The organism is Niallia taxi, from assembly GCF_032818155.1.
GTDB lineage: Bacteria > Bacillota > Bacilli > Bacillales > Cytobacillaceae > Niallia > Niallia taxi_A.
The window spans coordinates 52853-79265 of the sequence record NZ_CP102590.1; the positions used below are offsets into that span (position 1 = coordinate 52853).

Below are 26413 nucleotides of genomic sequence, written 5' to 3' on the forward strand. Positions count from 1 at the left end.
TTATAAACGGTCAATGCTATTTTGCAATTTACAATTGTGAGCATTGTGTAAACTAATTTACATATTATTGTTCAATGTTAATTAGATAGAGAATTTAGTACATTTAAATCATATTTGTTTATTAGGGAGGAAAGGTAAAGCCGATGGATGCTTCCAAAAATCAAACAGATCCTAGAATTGTTCGTACTCGACTTTTAATAAAAGAGGCTTTTGTTGACCTATTAAAGGAAATGGATATAGAGAAAATGACTGTAAGTAAGATTGCAGCACGAGCGACTATAAGTAGGGTAACGTTCTATCTCCATTACCGTGACATACCTGATATGTTAGAAAAGATGGCTGACGACATGATAGAGGATATTCAGCAAATTCTTTATTCTCAAAGTGAAAAGGAATATTCTAGTAATGCTGATTGGCTGATGCTAACAAGCTTGCTTGAGCATTTTGCGGAGCATGCTAGCTTTTATAAAGTGACATTAGGCTCCAGAAAAACACCAATTTTTATGGAACGATTGTCAAATGAGTTGACGAAAATGATTACAGAGCGTATTAAGGAAAAAGGCACTGCTAAAATTGGAAATGGAAAGGAAGAAATTCAAACAGATATTGCAATGTGGTATGGTTCCTCAGCATTAATTGGGACAATTATAGCATGGTTGCGTAATGATTTGCCCTACACTCCCCATTTTCTTGCTAAGCAGTTTTATCTACTTGCACATAAACTAGAAATTGATAATCTTTTAAATTAGAAAAGAAGGTTATACTTCTTATTAGTAAATGTATAAAATAGGAAAATAAAACAGCACTTCCCTTAAGGTCTTATTCTTCGGAATAGGGCTTTTTTTCTATGGAAAGTATTAATTCAGTTCCTGCAAAATGTTAAGCTGCCATTAGGTGGCTTTTTCATTTTATAAATGAAGTAAGACAAGAGAAAAAGCAATAAATATTTCCTATTTATTGTTGCAGTATACCTTATTGCTTGACTTAGAGTTAACTATAGGGCTTATGCTAGTTTTGTAAGAGAATAGGAATCTTTCTCTTAAAATATTATTTTCTATTGGAGGTTCAAACAAATGACAACAGCTAAAGCGAGAGCAGTTGACGGTCCAGATAAGTCGTTCCGAGCTGCAGAAATTAAAAGACGTGACCTGGATTTAACAGATATTCTGATTGAAATCAAGTATGCAGGAATATGTCACTCTGACATCCATACAGCTCACGGTGAATGGGGTCCAGTAAACTATCCACTAGTACCAGGACATGAGATTGCCGGAATTGTCACAGAAGTTGGACCTGAGGTAACAAAGTATAAGGTTGGTGACAGAGTTGGAGTCGGCTGTATGGTTGATTCATGTGGAGAATGTGAGAACTGCGTTAGAGGTGAAGAGCAATACTGCCTTAAAGGGAATATTCCTACATACGCTGGTGTAGACAAGTATGGTGAGCCAACTCAAGGTGGCTATTCAACACATATTGTCGTGACAGAAGATTTTGTTGTGAAAATTCCTGATAACATCGAGCTTGATGCTGCAGCACCATTACTATGTGCAGGTATTACAACATATTCACCATTAAATCGTTGGGGAGCAGGTCCAGGTAAAAAGGTTGCAGTTGTTGGTCTTGGCGGATTAGGTCATATGGCTGTTAAAATTGCACATGCTATGGGTGCTGACGTAACAGTTCTATCACAAACATTAAGCAAAAAAGAAGACGGACTACAATTCGGTGCAAACAATTACTATGCTACAAGTGACCCAGCAACATTTGAGAAGCTGGCAGGGTCCTTCGATCTTATTATTAACACAGTAAGTGCAAGTATTAACCTTGATGCATATATTTCCTTGCTGTCACTTGACGGAACATTGGTAAATGTCGGTGCACCTGGTGAGCCGTTATCACTTAATGTAATGTCATTAATCGGACATCGCCGTTCCTTCGCAGGCTCTATGATCGGCGGCATTCGTGAAACACAAGAAATGCTAGATTTCTGTGCAAAGCATGATATAGCTCCAAATATTGAAATCATCTCAGCTGATGAAATTGACGAAGCATATAAGCGTGTACTTGCTTCTGATGTTAAATATCGTTTTGTTATTGATACAAGTACAATGTAAGCTTTGTTAATTAACTATGAAGCTATAAAGGATGCCTTTACTCTAAAGGCATCCTTTTCTTTGCGAAAAATCTTTTCTGGATACTGAGTCTTCAATATTTAATTCTTATAAGGAAAATAACCATCGTACTAGTACAAATGCTGTAACTCCTGAAATAACTGTCCATAATAAACTGCGAGTACTTATCGCAATAAATACGGTGACAATTGCTGCTAACAGCTCTTTGTTTAGTGATAGACTTATTTCATTATTTTGGATAAATAATTCTTGCCCAACGATGGCAGCTAAAATTGCAATCGGCACAAAATACAGCCATTTTTGAACACCTTCAGACAGCTTCATTCTGCTGAGTATCATAATTGGAATAACTCTTGGTATAAACGTGACTACAGCACCACCAATAATAATAAGAAGAACAGTCCAACTTACTTCCATTTAGACATCACCATCCCCATTGAAGCTGCTATAATAGTTGCAATAAGAATGCTCAAGCTACTAGAGAACCATAACGAAATAACTAATAAAAGCAGCACAGCTAGTATGCAGACAACCAAGTCACTTAACAATGTTTTTCGTTCTGCAATGGTTATAACTAATAAGCCGATAAATATTGCAGGTAATGCAAACTCTAAACCAAGTGCATCTGTGTTTGTAATCCATTGTGCAAGGTAAGCTCCAGATAAGTTGGCAATAAACCAATTAATATAGGCAGTTATATTCAGGCCATGCATCCATTTTTCACTTATATTATTCTTCTGAACACTCTTTTGAAGGGCAACACCAAATGTTTCATCTGTTAATATTGCACCGATTAACATGTTACGAAAGGGGGAGACATGCTGGAAAAAAGGTGATAATGCAGCGCTTAACAGCAAATGACGCAAATTAACGAAAAAAATGGTAGTTATGACAGCAATGGGCGGATTGATTAGGTACATACTAGCAACGATAAACTGTGCGGAGCCAGAATATACAAATAACGTTAACAGGGAAATTTCTGCTAGACTAAGCCCTGCCGTTTTTTGAACAATACCACATGCAAAGCCAATGCTTAAGTAGGCAAATAGTGTTGGTATACATGCTCGTACTCCTTGAAAAAAAGAATCATCTGTTTCACTTCTCTGTGTGATATGAGAATAACTAGTATTGAGGGACATAATAAGCTCCTTTTTAAAATAGATGTTATTATACTAACTACTACAAAATATTGAGAATAAAACGGTTCAAATGACTATTTGAACCGTTTTCCTGTAACAACCCTTAATAACTCTTTATTTTCACGCCAAAGAGCTTCTACTCTTTGCTCACCAATTTCATTCGTTAATGCCGCAAAAATAATATCATGGCCAATATATTCTAGTGCAACTAAAACAAGGGCCGGGTCTTGTGTTTTAATTGCCCATCCTTGGGTAGCCGGGAAGAAATTCGCAATAATAACCTCTTCATTATCACGGGCTACAATTGTCAGTCTGCCGTTTGTTCGCTCTTCTGCTACTTTAGGAGACATATAATCATGGTGTGTTGTATAACCAAGTGAAGTGTCGGGAGCTCCAAATAAGATGGAGGTAACAGAAAGGCCGTCCTTTTCTTTATGTAACACTGCCTCTTTTATAAAAGGAATTTGTGGAGCCCATACTGATAACCAAATCTCCTCCTGTGCATTCATGATTAAGCTATTCATTTCCGCTAGAACATTCTCATCACCGCTAATACGATGAATGGTGTCTACCTCTTGTTCACTTTCAAGTATCGATAAGTTTTTTTCTAAAAAGTCGAATGAGTGTTCAAAGTTTAATCGCAGTCGAGAAATTAAGTCTTTTGCCGGCAGTGGGGCATAATTTACAGGATCAGACGGAACTATGTAGACTGCACCTTTATCAAGGAGTTTTCCAAGTACTTCGTAAATCATAGAACGAGGAACACTGGATCGTTTACTTATTTCATAACCTGTCATCGGAGAATGCTTTAGTAAACTTACATATGCTTTACATTCATATTGGGAAAATCCGAGCTTTTGCAATTCTTTAAAAATATCCTCCATTTAAACACCCCTTTTTTGTAAAAAACGTTAGTAGTTAGTATCATACTTACGTCTGACTTTTATAGTAGTTAGTTTAATACTTGTTAATGGTAATTTCAAGAATTTTTTTACTTTTTAATAAAGGGAAAGGGGAGGATTGTTCAAATATAAAAGGGCTGTTCCAAAAATAAGTGAAATCTTATTGATATAACTTATGCTGGGGAGGAAGTTGAGTCACTTTTGCTCCTTTAAATGTTTATTTCAACCTAAATACCAAATAAAGAACCTAAATTATAAGCAAAATTTATAAGGAATTTGCTCATAATTTAGGTTTGTAGAGAGAAATAGTAATGGTTCAGTCTTTGCTTAAAAAAAATTTAAACCTATTTAGTAATAGCAATTATATCAGAACTGACTATAAAATTAGTGATGCTCGTTGTGCAATAAATATTTATTAAGTAGTTTCCTTAATCTTCACTTCAATCCTTGTCACATATTCATCCGCTATATGGGTTTCATGAAAATCAATGATATACGTTTCGAAAAGCTCGCCATCCATCTCTAATTTATTTTCCACTATGTATTCCTTAAGCTTCACGATATATTGCTCGGTTTTTTTGTAGCTGCCTTTATAACAAATCGCTGCATATTTTCCTTTTGGCAAAACCGTTGCATGGAAATCAGAAGCATTTTCAATAAAATAAAAAACACGGTGACTGATAGTCTTGCTTTCGGTATTGTACAAAAAACTTCCTATCATATGTTGTTCTAAATGGGGGAGATTGTTTTCGTATTTTTTATATAGCTCTTTCAACGAAAGGTCAACATGCTCACTGTCAATATCTTTATCAATGCTTGCAATCACATATCTGTCTGGACATTCGATTAGCTGACACACACCCTCTGCACATGGCACAGTTTGTGTAAAAACATCAATTCTTTCCTCGACGATATGCTGCATTTCCTGCAAAGCAGCTAACTCTTGCTCAATAAAGAGCTGCTGCTTTTTCAACAGGTTTAACGTCTTCTCTACGGTGCGTTTTTCCAAATAATCTTTTATTTCTTCTAAAGGAATATTAAATTTTCTTAAATCTCGAATGATATTTAATTGCTGTAAATTTTCATCTGTATAAATTCGATAATTATTTTCTCCTCTGCGGGGGACGACTAAATTTATATCCTCGTAATAACGTAAGGTATGTGCACTGATATCATAAAGATTAGCAATTTCGTTAATTTTCCAGTTCATATTTCTGCTCCATCTATTTGTATTAATCGGGATAACTCGTTTGAAATTAATTCGCCATACGGGTATCCATTAAGGTTTTATTAAGATGTTCATAACGGTGTCCGCTTAAAACTATTTCGCCCACTTTTTTATAGCCTATACTTGAATATAGCTTTTTTGCTTTAGGATTGCCAATATCTACGTTAAGGCCAATCGTTCTGTAGCCCGCATTAATCGCTAAATGGTCCATTTCTTTCAGTAAAATCGAACCAATCCCTAAACCTCTGTATTTTTTATGAACGACTATAGAGTCTAAATACCACTCTTTTGGAAATGCCTCCTTATCAACAAATAAGGTCTCATTTTCAGCATAGCCATTTTTTATTAGGACCTGTCGAAACGGTTCATCAATTACAGCCTCATCTATTGCAGGGTACCCAAAGCTGACTCCGGCTATTTCACCATTATGTTCATATACTATCCCTCTGCTCATTCCGTACCGATAAGTTGGATCTGCCATCGCTTCTCCCACCATTTCTAATACCTTGTTTTTCGAAATTTTGTTAAGCAGTGACAGCTCCATATCCTCGAATATTACCCATAATAAAGCTGTTATTTCCGCTGTATCCTTTTGTGAAATGCTTCTAATCATTAGTATCCAACTTTCTGTTCATTAATTGGTTTAAGTATAAACCCTCTAGTCATTCTAAGGTCAATCACTAATTACTATCCTTTGGTTTGTTGTGAATTCGGAAAATTTAGACATTTATATTGACAACTTATATCAATTTAATAGAAAATATAGAGATAGATAGTAAAAAGCTTCCAAATAAAATCAATTTTTTAGAACTTAGTATGGAGATTAAGTGAAGTTAGTTACATATTGGTATGTTCAATTAGTGTTTAGTTTTTAGGGGTAGACTTGGCAAGAAGATTTTTTTGTTCTTCTTTTGCGAAGTTTTTTTGCTGTACTAGAGATTTTTTTTCTTCAGGAAGGGGATGGCTCTGTGAAAAACTATTCGATGGGCAAACTAACGTCATTGTTAACACTTTTACATAACGGCAGCGGCGAACAGGAAATTAAAGACGAATTAACAAAAAGAGGCTATCGTTATACTGTAGGAAAAGTTGGCGCAATGGATTTATTTAAAGTAATTGCTGCAATTGAAACGACGGCTAAGTCCAATAATATTATTGATGGAGACGCATACAGAGAGGTTCATGCTCTTTATCACACCATATTAGAAGCACTGCAAGGTGTTGGGAGAGGCAATGTGCAATTCGGTGAAATATTGCGAACGGTAGGCCTGACATTCGGAATTGTCAGAGGTGAAATCGAAAAGTACGGCTATAATGGGGAATGGATTTGTGTTTGTATTTTTGGAACAATCGGAGCCCCGAAAAAAGGCTTTGAGCACGATGCATTAGGATTAGGATTTAACCATATATAGTCTTTTACTACATGGCTACTTAAAAAGTTACAAAAAAGCGGGGGGAATTGGTAAAATAACGTTTGCTAAATATTCTGAATAAATGTATAATCATTGTAGTGAGCAATTAGACATTTAGGAATTTTAGCGAATTACCATTTAAAATAATTGATTAATAATTTAATATTTAGAGCCCATAGTTCTTAGTATATAGGGGGCTGCATGAAGAAGTTTATTTCTTTATGCAGTCCCCTTTTTGTATTTGAAAAAAGAAGGGGAAGTAGGCGGTAGCATGTATGTATTTCTTGATGGGAGCACATTGACATTTGCAGAAATCAAGCTTGTATTAAACAAAAAAGCGACAGTTAAAATTCATGAGGATGCATGGGAGAATGTAAAAAAAAGCAGGGCTGTTGTGGAAAACCTTATTGAGGATAAGAATGTAATTTACGGAGTAAATACAGGCTTTGGCAAGTTTAGTGACACGATAATCTCCATAGATGATTTAGAGCATTTACAAATCAATTTAATTAGAAGCCATGCCTGTGCTGTCGGCAAGCCCTTTTCTGAGGATGTTAGCAGAGTGATGCTGCTGCTTCGAGCAAATGCACTGGCAAAGGGCTATTCTGGGATACGGCCAGAAACACTTCAATTGCTCGTTGATTGCCTAAATCATGAAATTCACCCAGTTATTCCAAGCCAAGGGTCTCTTGGCGCAAGTGGTGATTTGGCGCCATTAGCACATTTGGCACTAGTGTTAGTAGGAGAAGGGGAAGCCATTTATTTAGGTGAAAAGCTTGAAGCAAAGGAAGCGTTAAGACGTGCTGGCTTAAAACCGATTCGTTTAAAAGCGAAGGAGGGTCTTGCATTAATTAATGGTACACAAGCGTTAACTTCTGTAGGGGTTTTAGCTTATATAGAAGCACAAAAACTGTTTCATTTGGCAAATAGAGTAGCTGCTTTAACGTTAGAAGGGTTAAGAGGAATTATCGATGCATTCTCGCCAGAGTCCCATTTAGTTAGACCATATCCAGAACAGCAGGAAGTGGCAGAACGGATCCTATCTTATGTTGCAGGCAGCAAGCTGACAACAAAACAGGGGGAGCTCCGGGTGCAGGATGCCTATTCGCTTCGTTGTATTCCTCAAGTGCATGGGGCGATTTCTCAAACATTAAATTATGTGAAAGAAAAGCTAATCATAGAAATAAATTCGGCGACAGATAATCCATTGATTTTTGCTGATAGCGGTAAAGTTATATCGGGCGGGAATTTCCACGGACAGCCAATCGCCTTTGCAATGGATTTCTTAAGTATTGGTGTTGCAGAAATTGCCAGTATATCTGAAAGACGAATTGAGCGCCTTGTTAATCCACAGTTAAATGATTTACCAGCATTTCTAAGCACAAATCCTGGCCTTGAATCAGGACTTATGATTACCCAATATGTAGCTGCTTCCTTAGTTTCAGAAAACAAAACATTGGCACATCCATCAAGTGTTGATTCCATTCCGTCTTCAGCAAATCAAGAGGATCATGTAAGCATGGGGACAACAGCAGCACGCCATGCCTATGAAATTGTGCAAAATGCCAGAAAAGTAGTTGCGATTGAAGCAATATGCGCAGCACAGGCAGCAGATATAAGAGGGTGTGAGAAACTTGCACCACAGTCAAAATTGCTTCATGAAAAAATTCGTGCAATCGTTCCTGTCATCATAAGTGATCGTGTTTTTGCTACAGATATTGAAAATTTAGATCAAGCCCTAAAGCAGGAAAACTGGTCTTTTGATACAGGTGCAATAACGCAAGGTAATGATTAAATCTCATATTCTCTAAATTTACCAATAAATATAATGTTAAAGAATATAGGAGGTAGAAGCATGGAAGGGAAAAACAAAATAATTCGCGCCCCTCGAGGAACTACATTAAATACAAAAGGATGGGAGCAAGAAGCGGTATTAAGAATGTTAATGAACAACTTAGATCCGGCAGTTGCGGAGCATCCTGAAAATCTGGTTGTTTACGGTGGCATCGGGAAGGCTGCCCGAAACTGGACTGCATTCGAGAATATTGTTGCATCCTTAAAATCGCTAGAGGACAACGAAACCTTGTTAGTACAATCAGGCAAACCAGTCGCCATCTTCAAAACGCATGAAGCTGCACCACGTGTCTTGTTAGCCAATTCTAATATTGTGCCAGCGTGGGCGAATTGGGAAACCTTTCACGAGCTTGATAAAAAGGGCTTAATGATGTATGGACAAATGACAGCTGGAAGCTGGATTTATATTGGCACACAAGGCATCGTTCAAGGAACATATGAAACCTTTGCTGAATGTGCAAACCAGCATTTTAACGGAACATTAAAGGGGACAATTACTGTAACAGCAGGGCTTGGCGGAATGGGTGGAGCGCAGCCTTTAGCTGTCACAATGGCAGGCGGTGTATTAATTGGCATCGATGTTGACAGGAGCCGCATTGAAAAGCGGATAAAAACACGCTATTGTGATGTCCTTGTAGAAACATTGGATGAAGCAATCGCTAAAGCGGACGAAGCGAAAAAAGCAGGAAAACCGCTATCAATTGGGTTAGTCGGCAATGCTGCTGAGGTGCTTCCAGACATGATTAAACGAAGATTTATTCCAGATATCGTAACAGATCAAACGTCTGCACATGATCCCCTTCATGGCTATTTACCAATTGGGTTTTCTTTAGAGGATGGGGAAAAGTTACGCAAAGAAAACGGAGCTGAATATGTAAAAAAATCAAAGGCTAGCATGGCCGTTCATGTTCAAGCAATGCTGGAGATGCAGCAAAAAGGTGCCATCGTTTTTGATTATGGCAATAATATCAGGCAGGTTGCTTTTGATGAAGGTGTTGAAAATGCCTTTGCTTTCCCAGGATTTGTACCTGCCTATATTCGCCCGCAGTTTTGTGAAGGGAAGGGGCCGTTCCGCTGGGTAGCATTATCTGGTGATCCAGAGGATATTTATAAAACAGATGAAGTCATCTTAAGAGAGTTTTCCTATAATGAACATTTATGTAATTGGATAAGGATGGCAAGAGAAAAAATTGAATTCCAAGGACTCCCGGCACGTATTTGCTGGTTAGGTTACGGGGAGCGTGCCAAATTTGGAAAAATCATCAATGACATGGTTGCGAGCGGAGAACTGTCTGCACCAATTGTGATTGGAAGAGACCATTTGGATGCAGGTTCTGTTGCTTCGCCAAATCGTGAAACGGAAGCAATGAAGGATGGCAGTGATGCAGTTGCAGACTGGCCAATCTTAAATGCATTACTTAATACAGCTGCTGGTGCAAGCTGGGTATCTGTTCACCATGGCGGCGGAGTTGGAATGGGCTATTCTGTCCATGCTGGAATGGTTGTCGTCGCAGATGGTACAGAATTAGCAGGGCAGAGGCTTGAAAGAGTACTCACAACAGATCCAGGAATGGGTGTTGTCCGTCATGTTGATGCAGGCTATGAATTAGCAATAGAAGCAGCGAAGGAAAAAGGAATCAATATCCCAAATCTAAAGTAAAAGGTTGAGATAACATGTCTGAATATCTATACATTAAAAATGCATCCCAAGTAATTACCGTAAGCGGAAGCAGTAATAAACCAAAGATAGGCCAAGAAATGTCTAATATAGGTGTAATAGAAAATGGCAGTGTGTTAATAAAAAAGGACAGAATTATCTATGTCGGCGCAAATCAAGTAGTAGAGCAATATGTTAGTAGATTAAGTGAACCAGTTGAGGTTATTAATGCAGCAGGCAAGGTAGTAACACCAGGTTTAATTGATCCACATACACATATTGTTTTTGCTGGAAGTCGTGAGAAGGAATTAGAAATGCGCTTAAAGGGTGCAAAATACATTGATATTTTAAAAGCAGGAGGCGGAATATTAAGTACTACTGCCGAAACACGGCAAGCATCTGAACAACAACTAATCAGCGAGACAGTTCCACGTCTGGACCGCTTCCTGCAATATGGAGTTACAACAATAGAGGCGAAAAGCGGCTATGGGCTGACGACAATGGATGAATTGAAACAGCTAAGGGTTGCCAAAAAACTGAATGACATTCACCCGATTGATCTAGTCTCTACATTTATGGGAGCACATGCTGTTCCACATGAGTACAAGGAAAATCCTGATGATTTTGTCCAATTAATAATTAAGGAAATGCTTCCGCTTGTTGCGAAGGAAAAGCTAGCAGAGTTTTGCGATGTGTTTTGTGAAGAGGGAGTTTTTACAGTTGAACAGTCCAAGATAATATTAGAGGAAGGAAAAAAGCATGGGTTATTGCCAAAGATTCATGCAGATGAAATTGTCCCATTTGGTGGTGCTGAGTTAGCAGCAGAGATAGGTGCCGTTTCTGCAGACCATTTGTTAAGAGCTTCAGAAGAAGGGATACAGGAAATGGCGGAAAAAGGCGTAATTGCCGTACTTTTACCTGGAACAGCATTCTTTTTAATGGCAGAGCCTGCTAATGCAAGGAAAATGATTGAAGCTGGTGTTGCTGTTGCCCTTTCAACAGATCGAAACCCGGGCTCATCACCGACAGAATCCTTGCCATTTATTATGAATCTAGCGTGCTTAACAATGAAAATGACTCCAGAGGAAGTGTTAGCAGCCTGTACCATTAATGCAGCACATGCCATCAATAGGGCCCATGAAATTGGCAGTATTGAAGTTGGGAAAAAAGCAGATCTCATTTTGTTTGATGCGCGAAATTATCAAACCCTTCAATACAACTATGCTGTTAATTTAGTTGATACTGTGATTAAGAATGGCAAAGTCGTTGTTAAAGGTGGTGTAAATGTTGCAAAAAGGGAAGCTTTCCATCAATTTAGCTCGACTGAAAACAGACATTGAAGAGCTTGGGGAATTCGGTAAAAACGACAAAGGTGGTCTTGATAGAACCACCTTTACTTCAAGTGAATTAGCAGCAAGAGAATGGCTGAAAAGTCGTCTTTGCCATTCGAATTTGGTTGTAAAGGTTGACGAAGCCGCAAATATTTGGGGGAAACGTAAGGGGGCTAAGGATCTTCCGAGTATTGTGTTTGGCTCACATATTGATACAGTCCCAAACGGCGGGAAATATGACGGAGCACTTGGTGTATTAATGGCTCTTGAAGTATTGAGAGTATTGGAAGAAAACAGCATAGTGACAAGGCATCCACTCGAGTTCGTTTCATTTAGTGCGGAAGAACCTAATCCTTTTGGATTGTCTACATTTGGTAGCAGGGCGGTTAGCGGCAAATTGACAAAAGCTAAAATTATAGATGTAGCAGATGCAGCCGGAACGAAGCTCACAGATGCATTACGAGCTGCAGGGGGCAGCCTTGAGCAATTTGCGAACTGTATAAGAAAACCGATAGAACTTAGTGCTTATTTAGAGGTGCATATTGAACAAGGCAAAAGGCTTGTCAACAGTTCCATACCTATCGGGATTGTAATGGCAATAACAGGTATCTATCGTGAACACATAACCGTTATCGGTGAGGCTAATCATGCTGGAACTACGTTAATGGAAGACAGGAAAGATGCCTTAACTGCAGCATCAGAGCTTATATTGTCGTTAGAGCGTGCCTGTTTAAAACACCCTTCAAATGAAGTGGTTGGCACGATTGGAAAGATTACTGTCAGCCCGAATGCACCAAATATTATCCCTGATAAAGTAACAATGTCATTAGAAATAAGAGGGAAAACATCGCTTGAAATACAGGAGATATTAACAGCTTTTACGCTCGATTGCTTGGATTGTGAGGAGAAACGAGCTGTGCAAATAGAAAGAAAAGTGTTGTTAGACCAAGCGCCAGCTGAAATGGATGAAGTAGTAATCGAAGCAATAAAAAACAGTGCAGAGCTTCTTAATTTCCCTTATTTAGTACTTGGCAGCATGGCAGGACATGATGCGGCACATATGGCAGCAATAACAAGAAGCGGCATGATATTTGTTCCAAGTGTTGGCGGGAAAAGTCACTGTCCAGAGGAAGAAAGCCGATTGGAGGACATGGAAAAAGCGGCAAATGTGCTGCTGCATTCGATTCTTTCATTAGACGAAAAATTAGATGTGTAAAGGAGCGTACAGGATGAGTATGATATATGCTGCTGATTTAGTTTATATAAATAGCCAATTTCAAAAGAATCATGCCATTTATGTCTTGGATGGAGTAATAAAGGAAATTGGTCCAAAGAAACAGCTTACCGAAAAATATAAAGGAATAGCTGTGGTAGAGTGGAAGGACAAAGCAATCTTGCCAGGAACTGTTAATGCTCATAATCATTCGTTTCAAAGCTTACTGAGAGGAATTGCTGTGGATCGTCCGTTTTTAGAATGGAGAGATCAAGCATTGTACCGTTACACACCATTATTGGATGAGGAAGCAATTTATTCGGGAGCACTCTTTGCTTTTGGAGAAATGCTGAAATACGGCGTAACAACTGTCAGTGACTTTTTTTATGTCCATAATGGTGGAATTTCCACAGATGAAGCGGTGATTCAAGCAGCAAAGGATATTGGAATCCGCCTTGTTTTCGCGAGGACAATGTATGATTGGGAAGGTGCTCCAATCAGTTATCAAGAAAGTGTAGCAGAGGCTGTTGACCGAACAAGACAGCTCGCAATTAAGTATCAAGGAGACGCAATGGTATCTATTCATCCTGCGCCACATAGTCCTCACGCGGCATCACCGGAAATGATTAAGGCAGGACACCGTCTTGCGAAGGAATTAAATACACCATTTCATATTCATGTGGCAGAAGAAATATTTGAAGTTGATGAGACACTTGAAAAGTTTGGCTTACGTCCAGTTCATTATCTCGATTCGCTTGGTGTTGTCGATGATAGTATGATTGCTATTCATCTAGTTTGGTTGGATGACAGTGAAATAAAATTATTAGGACAAAGAAAAACAGCGCTCGCTTATTGCCCATCAAGTAATATGTTTTTATCTGATGGAGTGACAAGAATACCAGATTTACTTGAGGCAGGTGTCCGTATTTCACTTGGTTCAGATGGAGCCTGCAGCAATAATCGAATCAGTATTTTCGAAGAAATGAGAATGTGCTCTCTTCTGCAAAAGGTAACTCGCCTTGATGGTACTTGTATTAATGCAAAACAAGTATACAACATGGGAACAAAAGCAGGAGCGGAAATGCTGCAGCTGTCAACAGGCGAGATTAAAGCAGGAATGAAGGCAGACTTCGTTACATTAGATATAAACGATTTATCCCTTTCCCCAAAAACAGAGTTATTTGCAAATGTAGTTTATTCCCTCCAACCAAATGCGATTACAGATGTAATAGTAGACGGCAAAATAATAGTAGAAGACCGCAGCATAAAGACCATTTCAGAGCAGCATATAGTCAATCGAGTGGATAGTTTAATGGAAAAGTGGAAAACAATCTAAATTAATACTACTGAAATAGACTTTATTATATAGAAGTTGTGACATAAGTATGTAAACCTAATCAAAATCGAACTATTTATACGTTTTCCAATTAATAGTTCGATTTTCATGTTTTGAATTTTCTTTGTTCGACATGGGACTAATTATATAGCTTAATAGATTCTTTTGTTATATCCAAACATCATTTTCTGCTGTTTGGGAGGTTCTTTCCTCGCCAGTATTAACTACACCTTTAGGTTCAACAAGCATAATTTTGTATTCCGAAGCAGCAAATGGCTTATGTTCAACATTCTTCGGAATTACAAACATTTCTCCTGCCTTTAATGGAACTTGACCATCCCTGAATTCGATGATTAAACTGCCTTCCATTACAATAAACACTTCATCTGTTTCTTCATGCTTATGCCAAACAAACTCACCAAGCACCTTAACTAATTTAAATTGATAGTCATTCATTTCGGCAATGACTTTTGGTGACCATTGATCCGTAAATTTTGCAAATTTATCTTGAAAGTTTATTGAAGAATAGCTCATTATAGTAACCTCCTTAGCTAACTGATTAATGTAAATATTAGCATATTTTTACTTATTATTGTTAAATACATAAAGTCTATTATGTTCAGTTCCGACACTTTCCAAATTATGCTAGAATTAACTTATCATTTATTAGGAGGAGGAAGCAAAATGACAGATAAACGAGAGCAATATGATAGTCGTCTTGAAAAAATTGATGAACAAATATGTGGATTAATTAACAAACGAAAAAGTATAGCGAGTAAATCTAGTTTTCCATCCCCTCAGCTTATAACTACATGGTCTACAAAATACGATTTATATGAGGACTTCTTAGACGGGTTATTTCATCACTTATTGCATGAAGACCTATTTAAGCCATATCCAGACCCAAAAGGATTTCGTAAAAATATCCCGATATTAAAATCATATGAAAGGGATAATCTATTTTTCACCGTAACATTTGTACGGCAATATGAAAATGCTAGCATCGTAAATTTAACTTTGGATAAAGAACCGCTAGAAGAAAATGCAAAAATTTTACATGAATTTACCTTTCTTGAGCTCTCGATAGAAAATAATGGGGTGGAGTATGACTGCAGAGACATAGGAGGAGGAGGTTCTGATGGCCATATGTCACATACTTACACAGTTTCACCGCCATTACCAGACGATATGTCTGCGGTTAAGTTCCTATTCAAGGAATATAAAGAACCATTTCAAAGGGAACCAACAGGCATTGAATTTGTTATTGCAGTAGCAGAATGAGTAATAAACAAAAGTGCTTGTTTTTAAGGGAGAAGAACGAATGAAAAAACTTTATTTAATTGACGGCTTTGGTGGATCACCTGAGATAAATCAGTTGCCAGGTTTGGTAGCTGATTTATTATTCAAAAATTAATATTAAAAGAGTAAAGTAAGCGTTTTAATATAAGGGGTACTGCTTGAGGGGGGAGAAGATAGTGGAATTAGGAAGTCTGATTGCTACTGGTAATACCGCTGATATATTTATGTGCAATAATAAAATAGTGAAGCTGTTTAAAGAATATTTACCACCAAATGAAGCCTTGTCTGAAGCTACAAAACAAAAGTTTGCTTATTCGTGCGGCCTTAATGTCCCGAAGGTGTTTGAAGTTACCAAAATAAATGGAACACAGGCTATTATTATGGAACACATAAACGGCGAAACGCTTGGTCAGCTTATTCAGGACAATATCGAGTCTGTCGAGCATTATATAAGCATCCTCGTTAATGTGCAGAACGAGATACATACAGTTGAAATAAATTCCGATGAAATAGAATCTATGGCAGAAAAATTGAACCGCCAAATTAATTCAGCCCGTACTTTAGGCGAAGAACAAAAGATTAAACTTTTAAGTAGATTAAGATTCCTACAATATAAATCTAAACTATGTCATGGTGATCTCCATCCATATAATTTACTTGTAAGTAATGAGACGATAAGTATAATTGACTGGGTAGATGCGAGTGCTGGTGATCCGAGAGCAGACGTTTGTCGCAGCTATTTATTATTTTCATCCTATTCCCATGAATTAGCAGAATTATATCTTCGCTCCTACTGTGATAAGACCAATTTATCTGAAAAGGCTATTTTAGAATGGCTGCCAATTATTGCAGGCGCCAGACTGAATGAAAAAATTTCCCCACAAGAAACTAAGCGTCTTGAAAAGATTGTTGGCCAGTTTTGTGCCAATAATTAACAAGTTGGTATTGACAACAATAAATGTTGATTTTATAATGAAAAACGGAATTAACATACTAAAATTTTTTTGTTCGTGGATTTTTCTAGAGTAAGCTCTATTTTCGCCACACAAGTGTCTTAGGACAGTTGTGTGGCTTTTTTTATGCAAAAGGAGGGGCTAGTATGAAAAACTGGCATTATGTATTAATTGTTTTCTTAGGTGGCTGCAGTTATGGCATCTTATCAACGTTTGTTAAACTTGCTTACGCTAATGGATTTTCGGTGCAGGAGATAACAGGTGGACAATATTTATTTGGGACAGTGATTATTTGGCTGCTTGTAGCATTAACAAAAAAACATCAAATCTCACGAAATCAAGCGATAAAGCTGCTGTTATCAGGTGTTCCGTTTGGTTTAACTGGAATATTCTATTATCATTCGCTGCAATCACTTCATGCTTCATTGGCTATTATTTTTCTTTTTCAATATATTTGGATCGGTTCGCTGCTAGAGCTAGTATTCTTTAAAAAGAAGCCTTCACTAGAAAAACTTGTTGCCATCGTTATTCTTCTTGCAGGTTCCCTTTTAGCTGCAGGAATCCTTTCAGATACAGGAGTTACTGTATCCTTACAAGGTGCTATGTGGGGAATGCTTTCTGCAGTGACGTTTGCTACTTTTATTTTCCTTAGTGGTTCTGTCGGAAAAGATACAGCACCTTTGTTAAAAAGTGCATTGCTGTCTAGTGGGGGATTAATCATTGTGTTTATTGTGTTTCCACCATTATATTTAGTTGATTTACCTGTATTAATAGGAGTAACAAAGTTCGGCTTAATCCTTGGCTTTTTTGGTGCTGTACTGCCGCCATTATTATTTTCAATTGGAATGCCAAAGATTGGCCCAGGACTTGGCACAATCCTTACAGCATCTGAGCTTCCTGTAGCTGTACTTATGTCTGCCTTTGTTCTAAAAGAAGATGTAAGTGGCTGGCAATGGATAGGAGTGGCGATAATTTTAGGAGGAATTGCTGCAAGTAATTTAAAGTATTCTAAATCTAGCTTGAAGACGAAACCAAATAATTCTTTAGCAAGTTAAATAGATAGGTTTGAAGGCTAGTATTTATGTAATTCAGAATAAGCTAAACCGGACTATCACGGAAATCTTTAAAAGATTCACGTGATAGTCCGGTTTTTTTATTTATCATTTTTTATTTAAAGCTAAGCTAAAGAACTTTATAACTAATATACATAAAAACCTACCACTTAGTTAAAATTAACAAATATATAAATGTTTGGAGGTATTAGGATGGGGGCAAGCCTAAAGGGTATAAGTGCTGACAATATTAAAGCTTCTTTAGGTAATCCAGACGACCTAAATGTTCGATCCATTACATTGAATCTATTGATGGAGAATAGATTAGAGTGTTCTATCGTTTTTATTGCAGGCATTGCTGATGAGAAAGAGATTGAAAATTTTATTATTAAGCCTTTACAGCAGCTATCTCCAGCAGTAGAGATTAAAGATATTTTGCTAACTGTTCAGAAGGAAATTATTCAGGCTAAATCAATTGCAACTCTTCATTTATATAAAGATGCTATTCACGATGTGCTCAATGGCAAAACCATTGTGATCATAGAGGGAATAAACGATGTCCTTTCTATTGATGTTGCCAAATGGAAGGAACGGTCTCTGACAGAAGCAGAAGGCCAACGTGTTACGAAAGGTCCTTTAATTGGGTTTAATGAAAATCTTGCGACGAATATCGCGATTATGAGACATGCCATTAAAAACGAACAACTTCGATTAGAAAATTATACGTTTGGAAGCCTTACGAATACAAATATTTGCATAATCTATTTAGAACAATCAGTAGATAAAACATTATTAGCAGAATTAAAAAAAAGGTTAACAAAAATAAAAAGCAGTAAAATATTGGATGCAAACTATGTGGAAGAATATATTCGCGATCAGTTTCTCACACCGTTTCCACTGATTTTGACAACAGATAGACCTGATGTGCTTACAGGAGAAATTACGGATGGGAAAATTGCGATTTTAGTTGAGGGTACACCGTATGCGTTAGTCATACCAGCACTTTTTTTACAGTTCTTGCAATCACCAGACGATTATTACTTCGTTAATGGTGGTGTAACAAGGCTTCTCAGAATCCTTGCATTGACCTTGGCTATTTATTTACCAGCGTTTTATCTTGCCTTTGTTACATACCATCCAGGGCTATTGCCCTTTGATTTAATTTTGAGCCTGGCTTCTCAAAGGGAAGGTAAACCTTTACCTTTAGTCGTTGAGTTACTTCTCTTTATGTTTCTTTTCCAAATTATCATTGAAGGTGCATTGCGATTGCCGAAGGGATTGGTTTCAGTGGTGTCCATTGTTGGGACGATAATCATTGGTCAGTCAGCCGTAGAAGCAGGTTTAGTACAGCCTGCTACACTACTTGTAGTAAGCATGTCGTATATATTCAGTTTCGTAGCACCAATTATGACACTTGCCACAGCTGTTCGGACACTTCGGTACGGCTTTATCTTGATAGCTGCTTTTTTAGGATTATATGGAATTATTTTAGCAACTTTAGCGTTAGTTTTTCATCTTAACCATTTAAGATCCTTTGGTGTGCCTTACTTTTCTCCACTTTTTCCCTTTAATCCAAAAGACCAAAAGGATACTATATATCGCTTTCCATTACGAAAATTAACGAATAAGCATCAATTTCAGCATGAGGAACCTGTATCCAAAAAAAGAGAATAACAAAGGACTAGCAAAATGAAAACATTAGGCATTATTGCGTTATTATCACTGTTTGCCATACTTTCGCTAGGTAATATTAATCGTAACGAATTAAATGAAGTCGCTCTTGTTTATGCAATTGGAATTGACAGGGAATCTGATAATTATGTTGTTTCCTTACAAGTAATTAATCCACAGCCACTTAATAATCCGACAGACAAGCTGCCAGTAGTTGTGTATGATACGAAGGCGAAGAGTATGGGCAAGGCGATTGAAATGGTATCCAGAAAAATATCAAGACAATTAAGTCCAGCTCAGGTTCAGCTCATTATAATTGGAGAGTCAGTTGCTGAAACAATAGGAATTAATGGAGTGCTCAATTATATATTGCGTGAGCCTGGATTAAGCTCCATGTTAGATATACTAATCACAAAAGACATTAGTGCCTGGGATGCATTAAAAGTTATCCCGTTCATGGAGGACATTCCAGGCAGCGAAATTGTAAAAACACTTGAAAACACCGAGGTGAACTGGGGCTCGCATCAAAGAATATTCCCAACACAGCTTAAGGCAGAAATTCTATCAAGAGGAAAGGAAGCAATTGTACCAACAATTATGTTAATTGGGGATAAGAAAACTGCTGGAGAAAAAGCTATCTTGGAGACCATATCGCCAAATGCATACTTAGAGCTTTCAGGATTGACTGTTATGAATGAAGACAAAAAAGCAGGCTGGTTAAATGATAACCAAAGCAGATCCTATTATTTAATTAAAGGATCCTTGAAAAATAGCTATTTCAGCTCCTATTGTTCTGCTCAGAAGGAGGAGTTTGGTTTAACGATTATTCATTCTAAAACGTCGATCGATGGCAAGATGAATAATGGAAAGCCGCAATTCAAGATTAATGTTGACTTAGTTGGAGATTTAGATGAACTTAATTGTGACATGGATTTAACAAAACCAGATGGGATAAAAAAGATTGAAAAATTAATGGAAAAGGACATAGAAGCAAGCATAAAAGACTTAATAGTTCAATCACAAACATTAAATTGTGATTTTATCGGTTTTGGCGATATATTGAGAATTGACGATAAATCAAACTGGAAAAAATATGAGAAGATATGGCAAAAAGAAATCTTTTCAACTTCTAAGTTCGAAATAACAGCAAATGTTACCGTACGAAATTACGGAGATATAAATATAAGTGACTAACCTAATGGGCGGCTGGTGTTAAAGATGGAAATAAAAAAAATTGATACATTAGAGCTAGCTTCTATGATCATATTGTTTCAACTTGGAAGCTCCATTGTATTAGGAATGGGAATGGAAGCAAAAAAAGATGCTTGGATGGCAATTGGTATTGCAACAGTTATCGGAATTGCCATTCATTTTTGTTATATAGCATTGTATAGAGCTGGCGGTTCAGGAAAAACGTTCACACGTATTTTACAAGATGCATTTAGTCGTCCCATAGGAGTTATTATCGCTACCCTTTACTATCTTTATTTTTTGTATTTAGCTGCTCGTGTGACAGGAGATTTTGCTTTTTTTATTAATGAAGTAATTTTATGGAGTGTCAGTGCTTGGGTCATTAAATTATCGATTCTTTTGTTAGTTGCCTATGTTTGTTATTTAGATATAGAGACATTAGGTCGATCATCTCAAGCACTAACCTTAATTATGTTGACATTTCTTATATTGGTTATCGTATTTATGTTTTTTCTTAAGGATTTTCATTGGAATAATTTAAGACCAATCCTAGAAGAGGGTTATTCTCCCATTATAAAGGCTGTTTTCCCAACATTAATTACCTTTCCATTTGGTGAAGTAATCGTTTTTATTTGTTATTATCAATATTTAACAAAGTTTTCTACCTTTCAGAAACATAGCTGGATGGCTGTACTTATTTCAGGATTAACATTAATAATAATAGCAGTACTTAATGTCGGACTATTGACAGCAGATTTAGCTGAATATTTTACTTTTCCATTTATGAAGACAATTGAACATATTAATTTTTTGAATTTTATTAGACATCTAGAATTATTAGCAGTTTTGGTGTTTACCATTGGTGGCCTAATAAAAATAACTATTTTCTCCTATGCAGGTATTCAAGGGCTGGCAGGGATTTTTAAACTAAAAAAGAAACAAAAGATGATCATCCCCTTTTTGCTTGTTGTTTATATTATAAGTGCAGCGTTCATGAACAACTTTATTGTCCATCTTTATATCGGTTTAAAGATTGTGCCGCTGTACGTTCATTTGGTCTTTCAGTTTCTTATTCCAATGTTATGTCTGGTAATATTACTAGCTAAAATAATGGTCAAGAAAAGGAAGAGGAGGGCAGTGAAAACATAAGCTCCCATTAGTTGCAGCCGACCAGCTGCTTTTTTTATGGAAGGAATAACAAGGGTATTAAATGAAACTTGTAGAATAAATAAAAACTAAAGTTAGCAATTACATATGGAGAGGATGAGGGATTTTGGCTAAAGAAGAATATAAAAAGGTTTATCCTGACTGCCCAACTATCATCAGAAACATAACTATAGGCGGCCAGACAAAATCACAACTAATTCAGGAACTGCTGGATTCATCTATTTTATTAAATAAGTACGGGGAGATGTTGTTAGCTGATGATAGATTAATCGTGTCTTCTACTGCGTATAGACTTAAGACTGTAGAGCTTGCTGTAAGTAATCTAGGGCTTCCAAATGGAGCGACAACACCTGAAATTTTGCATAAAGCAACAGAACTTGGATTACATAATTGTCCCCTTGAGCTAGGGCCATATTTAAGACTATTTTATCTAGATCAACCTGAAATTTCTGCTGATACTAGCAAGACTAATCAAGCTCCAACAGGTTCTGTCACCGTAGCATCTGAACCTTTAACAGAGGACGATGAATTTCCGAAAGGCTTTTATCTAAGAAAAATGGACGGAAAACTGTGGTTGCGCGGTTATATTGCTGATAATTTGCATATTTGGAATCCAGAAGACCGTTTTATCTTTTGTCAAAGGTAGTTGATTACCACAACTAATAAGAATGAAGCAAAACCTGTTATTCGAACAGGATGATTAAATTTGTACGTATTAAATGGAGTTATTCGGTTGACAATTTCCCAAAATAAAAAGGTTCCTAATAGGATGAAAAAGCCACCAATTAAAAGGGTGTTATGAAATGAATTGGCAATTGCAACTATATGATTGACAAATATAATCCACAGATAGCCTAAGAAGAGGTTTAACACAATGGAGATACCATGTTCTTTTGCTTTCATTGACCCACATCCTTTTATAAAATATAATTATATTTTAACATATTTTCCATAAATTTGTATATGTGGACCTTTTTGTTTGTGTTTGGAAAAAGAGAGGGATATTATGTTCGACTGGTTAGAAGAGGATATCTCCTATTATGAACAATTTGTGGCGTAAGCAGCCAAGTGGTTTTGTACATAGATGAAAAAACAAGAAGGTTAAATGAGTATCAATATCTATTTAATATAAGGAAGTGTATTTATGAAAATAGCTTCTATCTATATTGGTTTAGCGACAATGTTTCTAACAATGGTAGCCTGTTCAAATCCGACAGGAGAAACAGTTGAGAAGTCAAATCTGACTTCTACTACAAGTGAACAGAAAGATTCAAGTCAAGAAACAAAAAATAGCACAGTGACTAAACCTGATAAAAGCAACAATTCAAATGCAAATCAGTCTATTGGGAACAACAAACCAGACAAAGCTAACACAGTAATAGATATGGAGAATTATTTGAATACTCATTATGCCCTTGATAATACCCATTATCTAGCGGACTCTTGGAAAAGTGAGAATACAGGAAAGATAAATTATACAGTAAAAATACTTCCTAATAATAAAGAGTTTGGTCAAGAAATCAATGAAATATTTAAAACTGGCATCCCATATGACGATGCCAGAACGGCAGCTATGTTTGAGGTAGCTGAGCGAATCATGAATGAATTGCCTGAGGTAAATGATACAATCCATATCGATTCCGTTAATTGGGTATCAAATATCAATGAATTTCAAGTAATGTTGATACAAGACTATGAAAATAGCTGATTGACAAAAGTAAAAAGGGGAGTCAATGTGTCAGTATCATTACCTTCCCCTGCATTTAAATTGTTTGTTTAGCGTCGTCTTCTAAGTATATTTGCACATTGTTTCTGCCATTTTTTTTGGCAGTATAAAGAGCCTGATCCGCCTCTCTCATTAAGTTTTTAATAGTATCTATACTTGGTTGTGTTACTAATGTATGTGAAACACCTAAACTTAAAGTGGTCTGAATGATAGTATTATTCGTATAGCTAGGACTTTCTAACGCCTTTACACGGATGATATTCGCTAGGATATCCGCTTCCTCTCTAGTAGTATTTGGCAGCAATATCACAAACTCCTCTCCGCCATACCTTCCAATAATATCGGACTCTTGGATGCATTTTTTTGCTATTGTCGCAATATGAGATAGGACAATATCTCCAGTCTCATGCCCGTAATCATCGTTGACCCTTTTAAAATGATCGATATCAAACATAATTAAAGAGAGGCTTCCTCCCTTTGGTATTTTTGTGTGAAGCAGTTCATTAGATAGCTTCAAAAAATAGGTTCGGTTATAAACTTGAGTAAGTCCATCAATGGATGCAAGCTGTTTTAATTGCTCCTGCAACTTTATCTTCTCGGTAATATTAACAAAAGTCACGATTTGCCCAACTTTAAGTGAATTTTTATTAAGTACCTCAGAAAATTGAACTTGATGGTAAATTGTCTTATTATTATAAATCCATTTGTAATCACAGTTTTCCTCGGTGTCTATAATTGTCTGTAGACTGCTATTATCTGACAAAATTTCTATCATTGGTTTACCGATTACGGCTGTATGTAGGCTTGGAATGATTGGAAGCATTGCCTGATTATAATCCAGGATAATTCCATTTTGATTAAGAACAATAACGCCTTCTTTCATTCTATCAAACACTGTATCTCTAAAGATCGGAGTCACATTAAACATTTTAAAAGATAGCAGAGCGATACAGTGGAAAATATAGGATAAACTCATCGATACGGGACCTAAATCAATACCGTATGGGCTTAAACCGTTTAAATAAAAGTAATTAGCAAGGATTGGAAAAATCAAGCCAGCTATCATGGCTAAAATCTGAATTCTAAAAATAAAAGAGGCACTTTTCAATTGTCGAGCTAATGTTAGGACACTTACCGCTAAACAAAGAAACAGGTAAAGTGCGTGTATGTAAAAAAACGGACCATATTCCAGTCTTGCAATGGGGAAGGGAGCATCACTTCTTAACCCGACAGAAGAATAGTATAGGTGGTGAAGATTGTTTGTTGCATGCATAAATATCGTAAAACATGGGATGGAAAACAGAAAGTAATAAACCCATATCTTTAATTTTTGACCGACATATTCGGAACACATGATAAAGAGCAAAGCGGGAATGAATGGCATAACAAGATATTCCATCATGATCCATAATTTTATATCCCTAAGTGAGGTGCTGCTTAACTCAAATACATAAAAAAAGGCAAATAAAGATGATAATAGTGTTGCTGCTTTATATGGTCTAACACCAGGGGCACCCTTTAGCTTAAAATGGGCAAAAAAGCATAGAAATAAGCTTAAAATACCAGCTAAAGCCACTATTAATTTAAACATTAATAATTCATTGATCATCTATTGTACTCCAATATAACCAATCCTTTAAAAAAGTAAATTGATTAGGTGAATTTTCCTATATTATTTTTACTTCATTATACTTTAAGAATTCCAAGTTGGTAAAATTTTTTCATGTGTAAAGTTTTCCCAGTGGATCCAGTGCTGTTAGAAGAATTTACTTGAGGCACAAACACCATATAAGCTGCAGAAGGACAAGGTGAAACCTTTTAGAAAGCATATTCGTATGTACTAATGTAATTTATACCAAAAAAGGAGAAAACTCTTGGCAAAAATTCAGATGGTGTTAACAGCATTAGGATTCTTTTTCATGCTTTTGTATGGCATTTATTTAGGAGGTTACTCGACAGCCATATTTTTTGAGAAATATACACTTGTTATTTGTTTGGTATTTTTAAGTGCAGGTCTACTACTAGAAGCTTATTTATATATAAAACAAAAAGTGGAAAAAAGCTTAAATAAAGAATGACGACAATTCAATAATTTTATTTGAACTAACTATGTATAAAAAAGCTTACGGAAAAAGGATAATGTTTTTTGTTAAAAATATTAAGGATTATTTTTAGTTTAATTGCCGGGATTTTAGCAATTTATAGTTTGATAACAAATAATAATGAAACAATGCCGTTAATATGTGGATTTTTAGGGCTAGCATTTGTTGTAATGGGACTAACAGAATGGAAAAAAGATAAAAAAGCGATTACTATATTGCTATTTGCTACAGCCGGCTTCGGTTTTTATGTTGCCGTATCTTCCTTCTTTTAGTAAAAAATTTTCGCCGAGATATACGAAGGGAGGCTGTAAATGAAGAATTGGATGGAATTATCTTCAATGGAGCATAGAAAAGTATGGGAGAGACTCTATAAGGAATTTAGGTTTAACCCAAGTGTGACTTCTTTTCCTTCCTTTAATGTTCCTCCTCCGTTTAAGAAATATAATATCTCCTCCTATTTAAATTGGACAGGAGATATGCGAATTTTTATTGATATATATAGTGACTTAGAGCTTAAATCGCTGCATGCTTTTAAGGCACTTATACATAAGGATGAATTTATGTATGCAATAGATTGGCAGCATCCCTCTTATTGGATAAATCCCCATTTAGAATTTCCTAAATCACAGTTCGATGAGTGGATTGTGCCGATATTTCCAAATGGTGATTATTACTTTTTTATTCAGAAAAATTTTGAGTGGGGGTTGCTGGGACATCCATGGGAAAAAACGATAACGATTTTTGGAAAAGAATTATTAGAACAATTTAATATGCATCAACCAAGAATGCTGCATCATATAGTTGACCAAGAAGAGGAGTGAGTATTATAACACCTTCAGATAGAGAGTTTGCTGAGTGAGCTTTATAAATTATATTCATTGGCAGCAGCTTAGATGGAATAAAATTTGGTGTTGGGCCTCGTTCAACATTTTTACTCAGAGGGGTCAATTTAGTTTGAATAATTAATCACAATCCATATAAGAAGTGTAAATAATCTTGAATAGTTAGGGCAAAATACTTATAAATTTAGTGATACTGGAGGTATATG

General features: G+C 36.5%; 27 protein-coding genes. 19 read left to right on the forward strand and 8 right to left on the reverse strand.

Annotated elements, in window-relative coordinates; translation table 11 throughout:
* The first annotated feature begins 143 nt into the window (after positions 1–143).
* Both NQZ71_RS19390 and NQZ71_RS19395 read left to right on the forward strand, forming a co-directional pair.
* Entirely contained in the window at positions 144–749 is a 606-nt protein-coding gene (locus NQZ71_RS19390; RefSeq protein WP_317012131.1) for a TetR/AcrR family transcriptional regulator, read from the forward strand.
* 324 nt (positions 750–1073) lie between these two features.
* On the forward strand, positions 1074–2114 hold the full coding sequence (locus NQZ71_RS19395) for an NAD(P)-dependent alcohol dehydrogenase (protein ID WP_260054909.1): 1041 nt from the start codon (positions 1074–1076) through the stop codon (positions 2112–2114).
* A gap of 105 nt (positions 2115–2219) precedes the next feature.
* Here the strand turns inward: NQZ71_RS19395 and NQZ71_RS19400 are convergent, their stop codons facing one another.
* The 5 genes from NQZ71_RS19400 to NQZ71_RS19420 form a co-directional block, all read right to left on the reverse strand.
* Positions 2220–2549, reverse strand: coding sequence for an AzlD domain-containing protein (locus tag NQZ71_RS19400; RefSeq protein ID WP_260054910.1), 330 nt, complete (start codon positions 2547–2549; stop codon positions 2220–2222).
* Positions 2540–3271, reverse strand: coding sequence for an AzlC family ABC transporter permease (locus NQZ71_RS19405; RefSeq protein ID WP_275007370.1), 732 nt, complete (start codon positions 3269–3271; stop codon positions 2540–2542). Before NQZ71_RS19405 ends, NQZ71_RS19400 begins: the two co-directional genes overlap by 10 nt.
* Before the next feature lie 74 nt (positions 3272–3345).
* Positions 3346–4155, reverse strand: coding sequence for a TrmB family transcriptional regulator (locus tag NQZ71_RS19410; protein ID WP_275007369.1), 810 nt, complete (start codon positions 4153–4155; stop codon positions 3346–3348).
* Positions 4156–4588: 433 nt separating this feature from the next.
* A complete protein-coding gene (locus tag NQZ71_RS19415; protein WP_275007368.1) occupies positions 4589–5383 on the reverse strand; it encodes a MerR family transcriptional regulator in 795 nt (264 codons plus the stop codon).
* Positions 5384–5429: 46 nt separating this feature from the next.
* Positions 5430–6014 (reverse strand): GNAT family N-acetyltransferase, encoded by a 585-nt coding sequence (locus NQZ71_RS19420; RefSeq protein WP_275007367.1) that lies wholly within the window; start codon positions 6012–6014, stop codon positions 5430–5432.
* 370 nt (positions 6015–6384) lie between these two features.
* Here NQZ71_RS19420 and hutP point away from each other — a divergent pair, with 370 nt between their 5' ends.
* From hutP to NQZ71_RS19450, 6 genes are all read left to right on the forward strand, one after another.
* Positions 6385–6813, forward strand: coding sequence for a histidine utilization transcription antiterminator HutP (hutP, locus tag NQZ71_RS19425; RefSeq protein ID WP_144457014.1), 429 nt, complete (start codon positions 6385–6387; stop codon positions 6811–6813).
* A gap of 271 nt (positions 6814–7084) precedes the next feature.
* The gene (gene hutH / locus NQZ71_RS19430; RefSeq protein ID WP_144457012.1) at positions 7085–8608 is read left to right on the forward strand and encodes a histidine ammonia-lyase; all 1524 of its coding nucleotides are present in this window, start codon (positions 7085–7087) and stop codon (positions 8606–8608) included.
* A gap of 60 nt (positions 8609–8668) precedes the next feature.
* A complete protein-coding gene (gene hutU, locus NQZ71_RS19435) occupies positions 8669–10327 on the forward strand; it encodes a urocanate hydratase (RefSeq protein ID WP_317012133.1) in 1659 nt (552 codons plus the stop codon).
* A 14-nt stretch (positions 10328–10341) separates the two neighbouring features.
* A complete protein-coding gene (hutI, locus tag NQZ71_RS19440) occupies positions 10342–11664 on the forward strand; it encodes an imidazolonepropionase (RefSeq protein WP_317012135.1) in 1323 nt (440 codons plus the stop codon).
* Positions 11609–12871 (forward strand): Zn-dependent hydrolase, encoded by a 1263-nt coding sequence (locus NQZ71_RS19445; protein WP_317012136.1) that lies wholly within the window; start codon positions 11609–11611, stop codon positions 12869–12871. Before hutI ends, NQZ71_RS19445 begins: the two co-directional genes overlap by 56 nt.
* A gap of 13 nt (positions 12872–12884) precedes the next feature.
* On the forward strand, positions 12885–14204 hold the full coding sequence (locus NQZ71_RS19450) for an amidohydrolase family protein (RefSeq protein WP_317012137.1): 1320 nt from the start codon (positions 12885–12887) through the stop codon (positions 14202–14204).
* Positions 14205–14372: 168 nt separating this feature from the next.
* On the opposite strand, the gene NQZ71_RS19455 is transcribed toward NQZ71_RS19450, so the two are convergent.
* A complete protein-coding gene (locus NQZ71_RS19455; RefSeq protein ID WP_317012138.1) occupies positions 14373–14738 on the reverse strand; it encodes a cupin domain-containing protein in 366 nt (121 codons plus the stop codon).
* 150 nt (positions 14739–14888) lie between these two features.
* Between NQZ71_RS19455 and NQZ71_RS19460 the strand changes: the two genes are divergently transcribed.
* The 7 genes from NQZ71_RS19460 (at position 14889) to NQZ71_RS19490 (ending at position 22183) form a co-directional block, all read left to right on the forward strand.
* Positions 14889–15485, forward strand: a complete 597-nt coding sequence (locus tag NQZ71_RS19460) for a hypothetical protein (protein ID WP_317012139.1) — start codon at positions 14889–14891, stop codon at positions 15483–15485.
* Between the two features lie 194 nt (positions 15486–15679).
* Positions 15680–16438: a phosphotransferase family protein gene (locus tag NQZ71_RS19465; protein ID WP_144456826.1), complete on the forward strand. Its 759-nt coding sequence runs from the start codon at positions 15680–15682 to the stop codon at positions 16436–16438.
* Positions 16439–16602: 164 nt separating this feature from the next.
* Positions 16603–17511, forward strand: a complete 909-nt coding sequence (locus NQZ71_RS19470) for a DMT family transporter (protein ID WP_275007359.1) — start codon at positions 16603–16605, stop codon at positions 17509–17511.
* Positions 17512–17721: 210 nt separating this feature from the next.
* On the forward strand, positions 17722–19182 hold the full coding sequence (locus tag NQZ71_RS19475) for a spore germination protein (RefSeq protein ID WP_317012140.1): 1461 nt from the start codon (positions 17722–17724) through the stop codon (positions 19180–19182).
* A 15-nt stretch (positions 19183–19197) separates the two neighbouring features.
* On the forward strand, positions 19198–20373 hold the full coding sequence (locus NQZ71_RS19480) for a Ger(x)C family spore germination protein (RefSeq protein WP_260054923.1): 1176 nt from the start codon (positions 19198–19200) through the stop codon (positions 20371–20373).
* 24 nt (positions 20374–20397) lie between these two features.
* Positions 20398–21519: a GerAB/ArcD/ProY family transporter gene (locus NQZ71_RS19485; RefSeq protein ID WP_275007356.1), complete on the forward strand. Its 1122-nt coding sequence runs from the start codon at positions 20398–20400 to the stop codon at positions 21517–21519.
* A 121-nt stretch (positions 21520–21640) separates the two neighbouring features.
* Entirely contained in the window at positions 21641–22183 is a 543-nt protein-coding gene (locus NQZ71_RS19490; RefSeq protein WP_144456817.1) for a helicase, read from the forward strand.
* On the opposite strand, the gene NQZ71_RS19495 is transcribed toward NQZ71_RS19490, so the two are convergent.
* Positions 22174–22440: a hypothetical protein gene (locus tag NQZ71_RS19495; RefSeq protein ID WP_260054925.1), complete on the reverse strand. Its 267-nt coding sequence runs from the start codon at positions 22438–22440 to the stop codon at positions 22174–22176. The two genes, NQZ71_RS19490 and NQZ71_RS19495, sit on opposite strands and share 10 nt — an antisense overlap.
* Positions 22441–22681: 241 nt before the next feature.
* Between NQZ71_RS19495 and NQZ71_RS19500 the strand changes: the two genes are divergently transcribed.
* Positions 22682–23245, forward strand: a complete 564-nt coding sequence (locus NQZ71_RS19500; protein ID WP_275007355.1) for a hypothetical protein — start codon at positions 22682–22684, stop codon at positions 23243–23245.
* 55 nt (positions 23246–23300) lie between these two features.
* Here NQZ71_RS19500 and NQZ71_RS19505 read toward each other — a convergent pair whose 3' ends face one another.
* Positions 23301–24872, reverse strand: a complete 1572-nt coding sequence (locus NQZ71_RS19505) for a histidine kinase N-terminal 7TM domain-containing diguanylate cyclase (RefSeq protein WP_317012141.1) — start codon at positions 24870–24872, stop codon at positions 23301–23303.
* Positions 24873–25137: 265 nt separating this feature from the next.
* Between NQZ71_RS19505 and NQZ71_RS19510 the strand changes: the two genes are divergently transcribed.
* The 3 genes from NQZ71_RS19510 (at position 25138) to NQZ71_RS19520 (ending at position 26186) form a co-directional block, all read left to right on the forward strand.
* Positions 25138–25341 (forward strand): hypothetical protein, encoded by a 204-nt coding sequence (locus NQZ71_RS19510; protein ID WP_275007353.1) that lies wholly within the window; start codon positions 25138–25140, stop codon positions 25339–25341.
* Between the two features lie 68 nt (positions 25342–25409).
* On the forward strand, positions 25410–25637 hold the full coding sequence (locus NQZ71_RS19515) for a DUF3953 domain-containing protein (RefSeq protein WP_144456807.1): 228 nt from the start codon (positions 25410–25412) through the stop codon (positions 25635–25637).
* Positions 25638–25676: 39 nt separating this feature from the next.
* Positions 25677–26186, forward strand: coding sequence for a DUF2716 domain-containing protein (locus NQZ71_RS19520; RefSeq protein ID WP_317012142.1), 510 nt, complete (start codon positions 25677–25679; stop codon positions 26184–26186).
* Positions 26187–26413 lie beyond the last annotated feature (227 nt).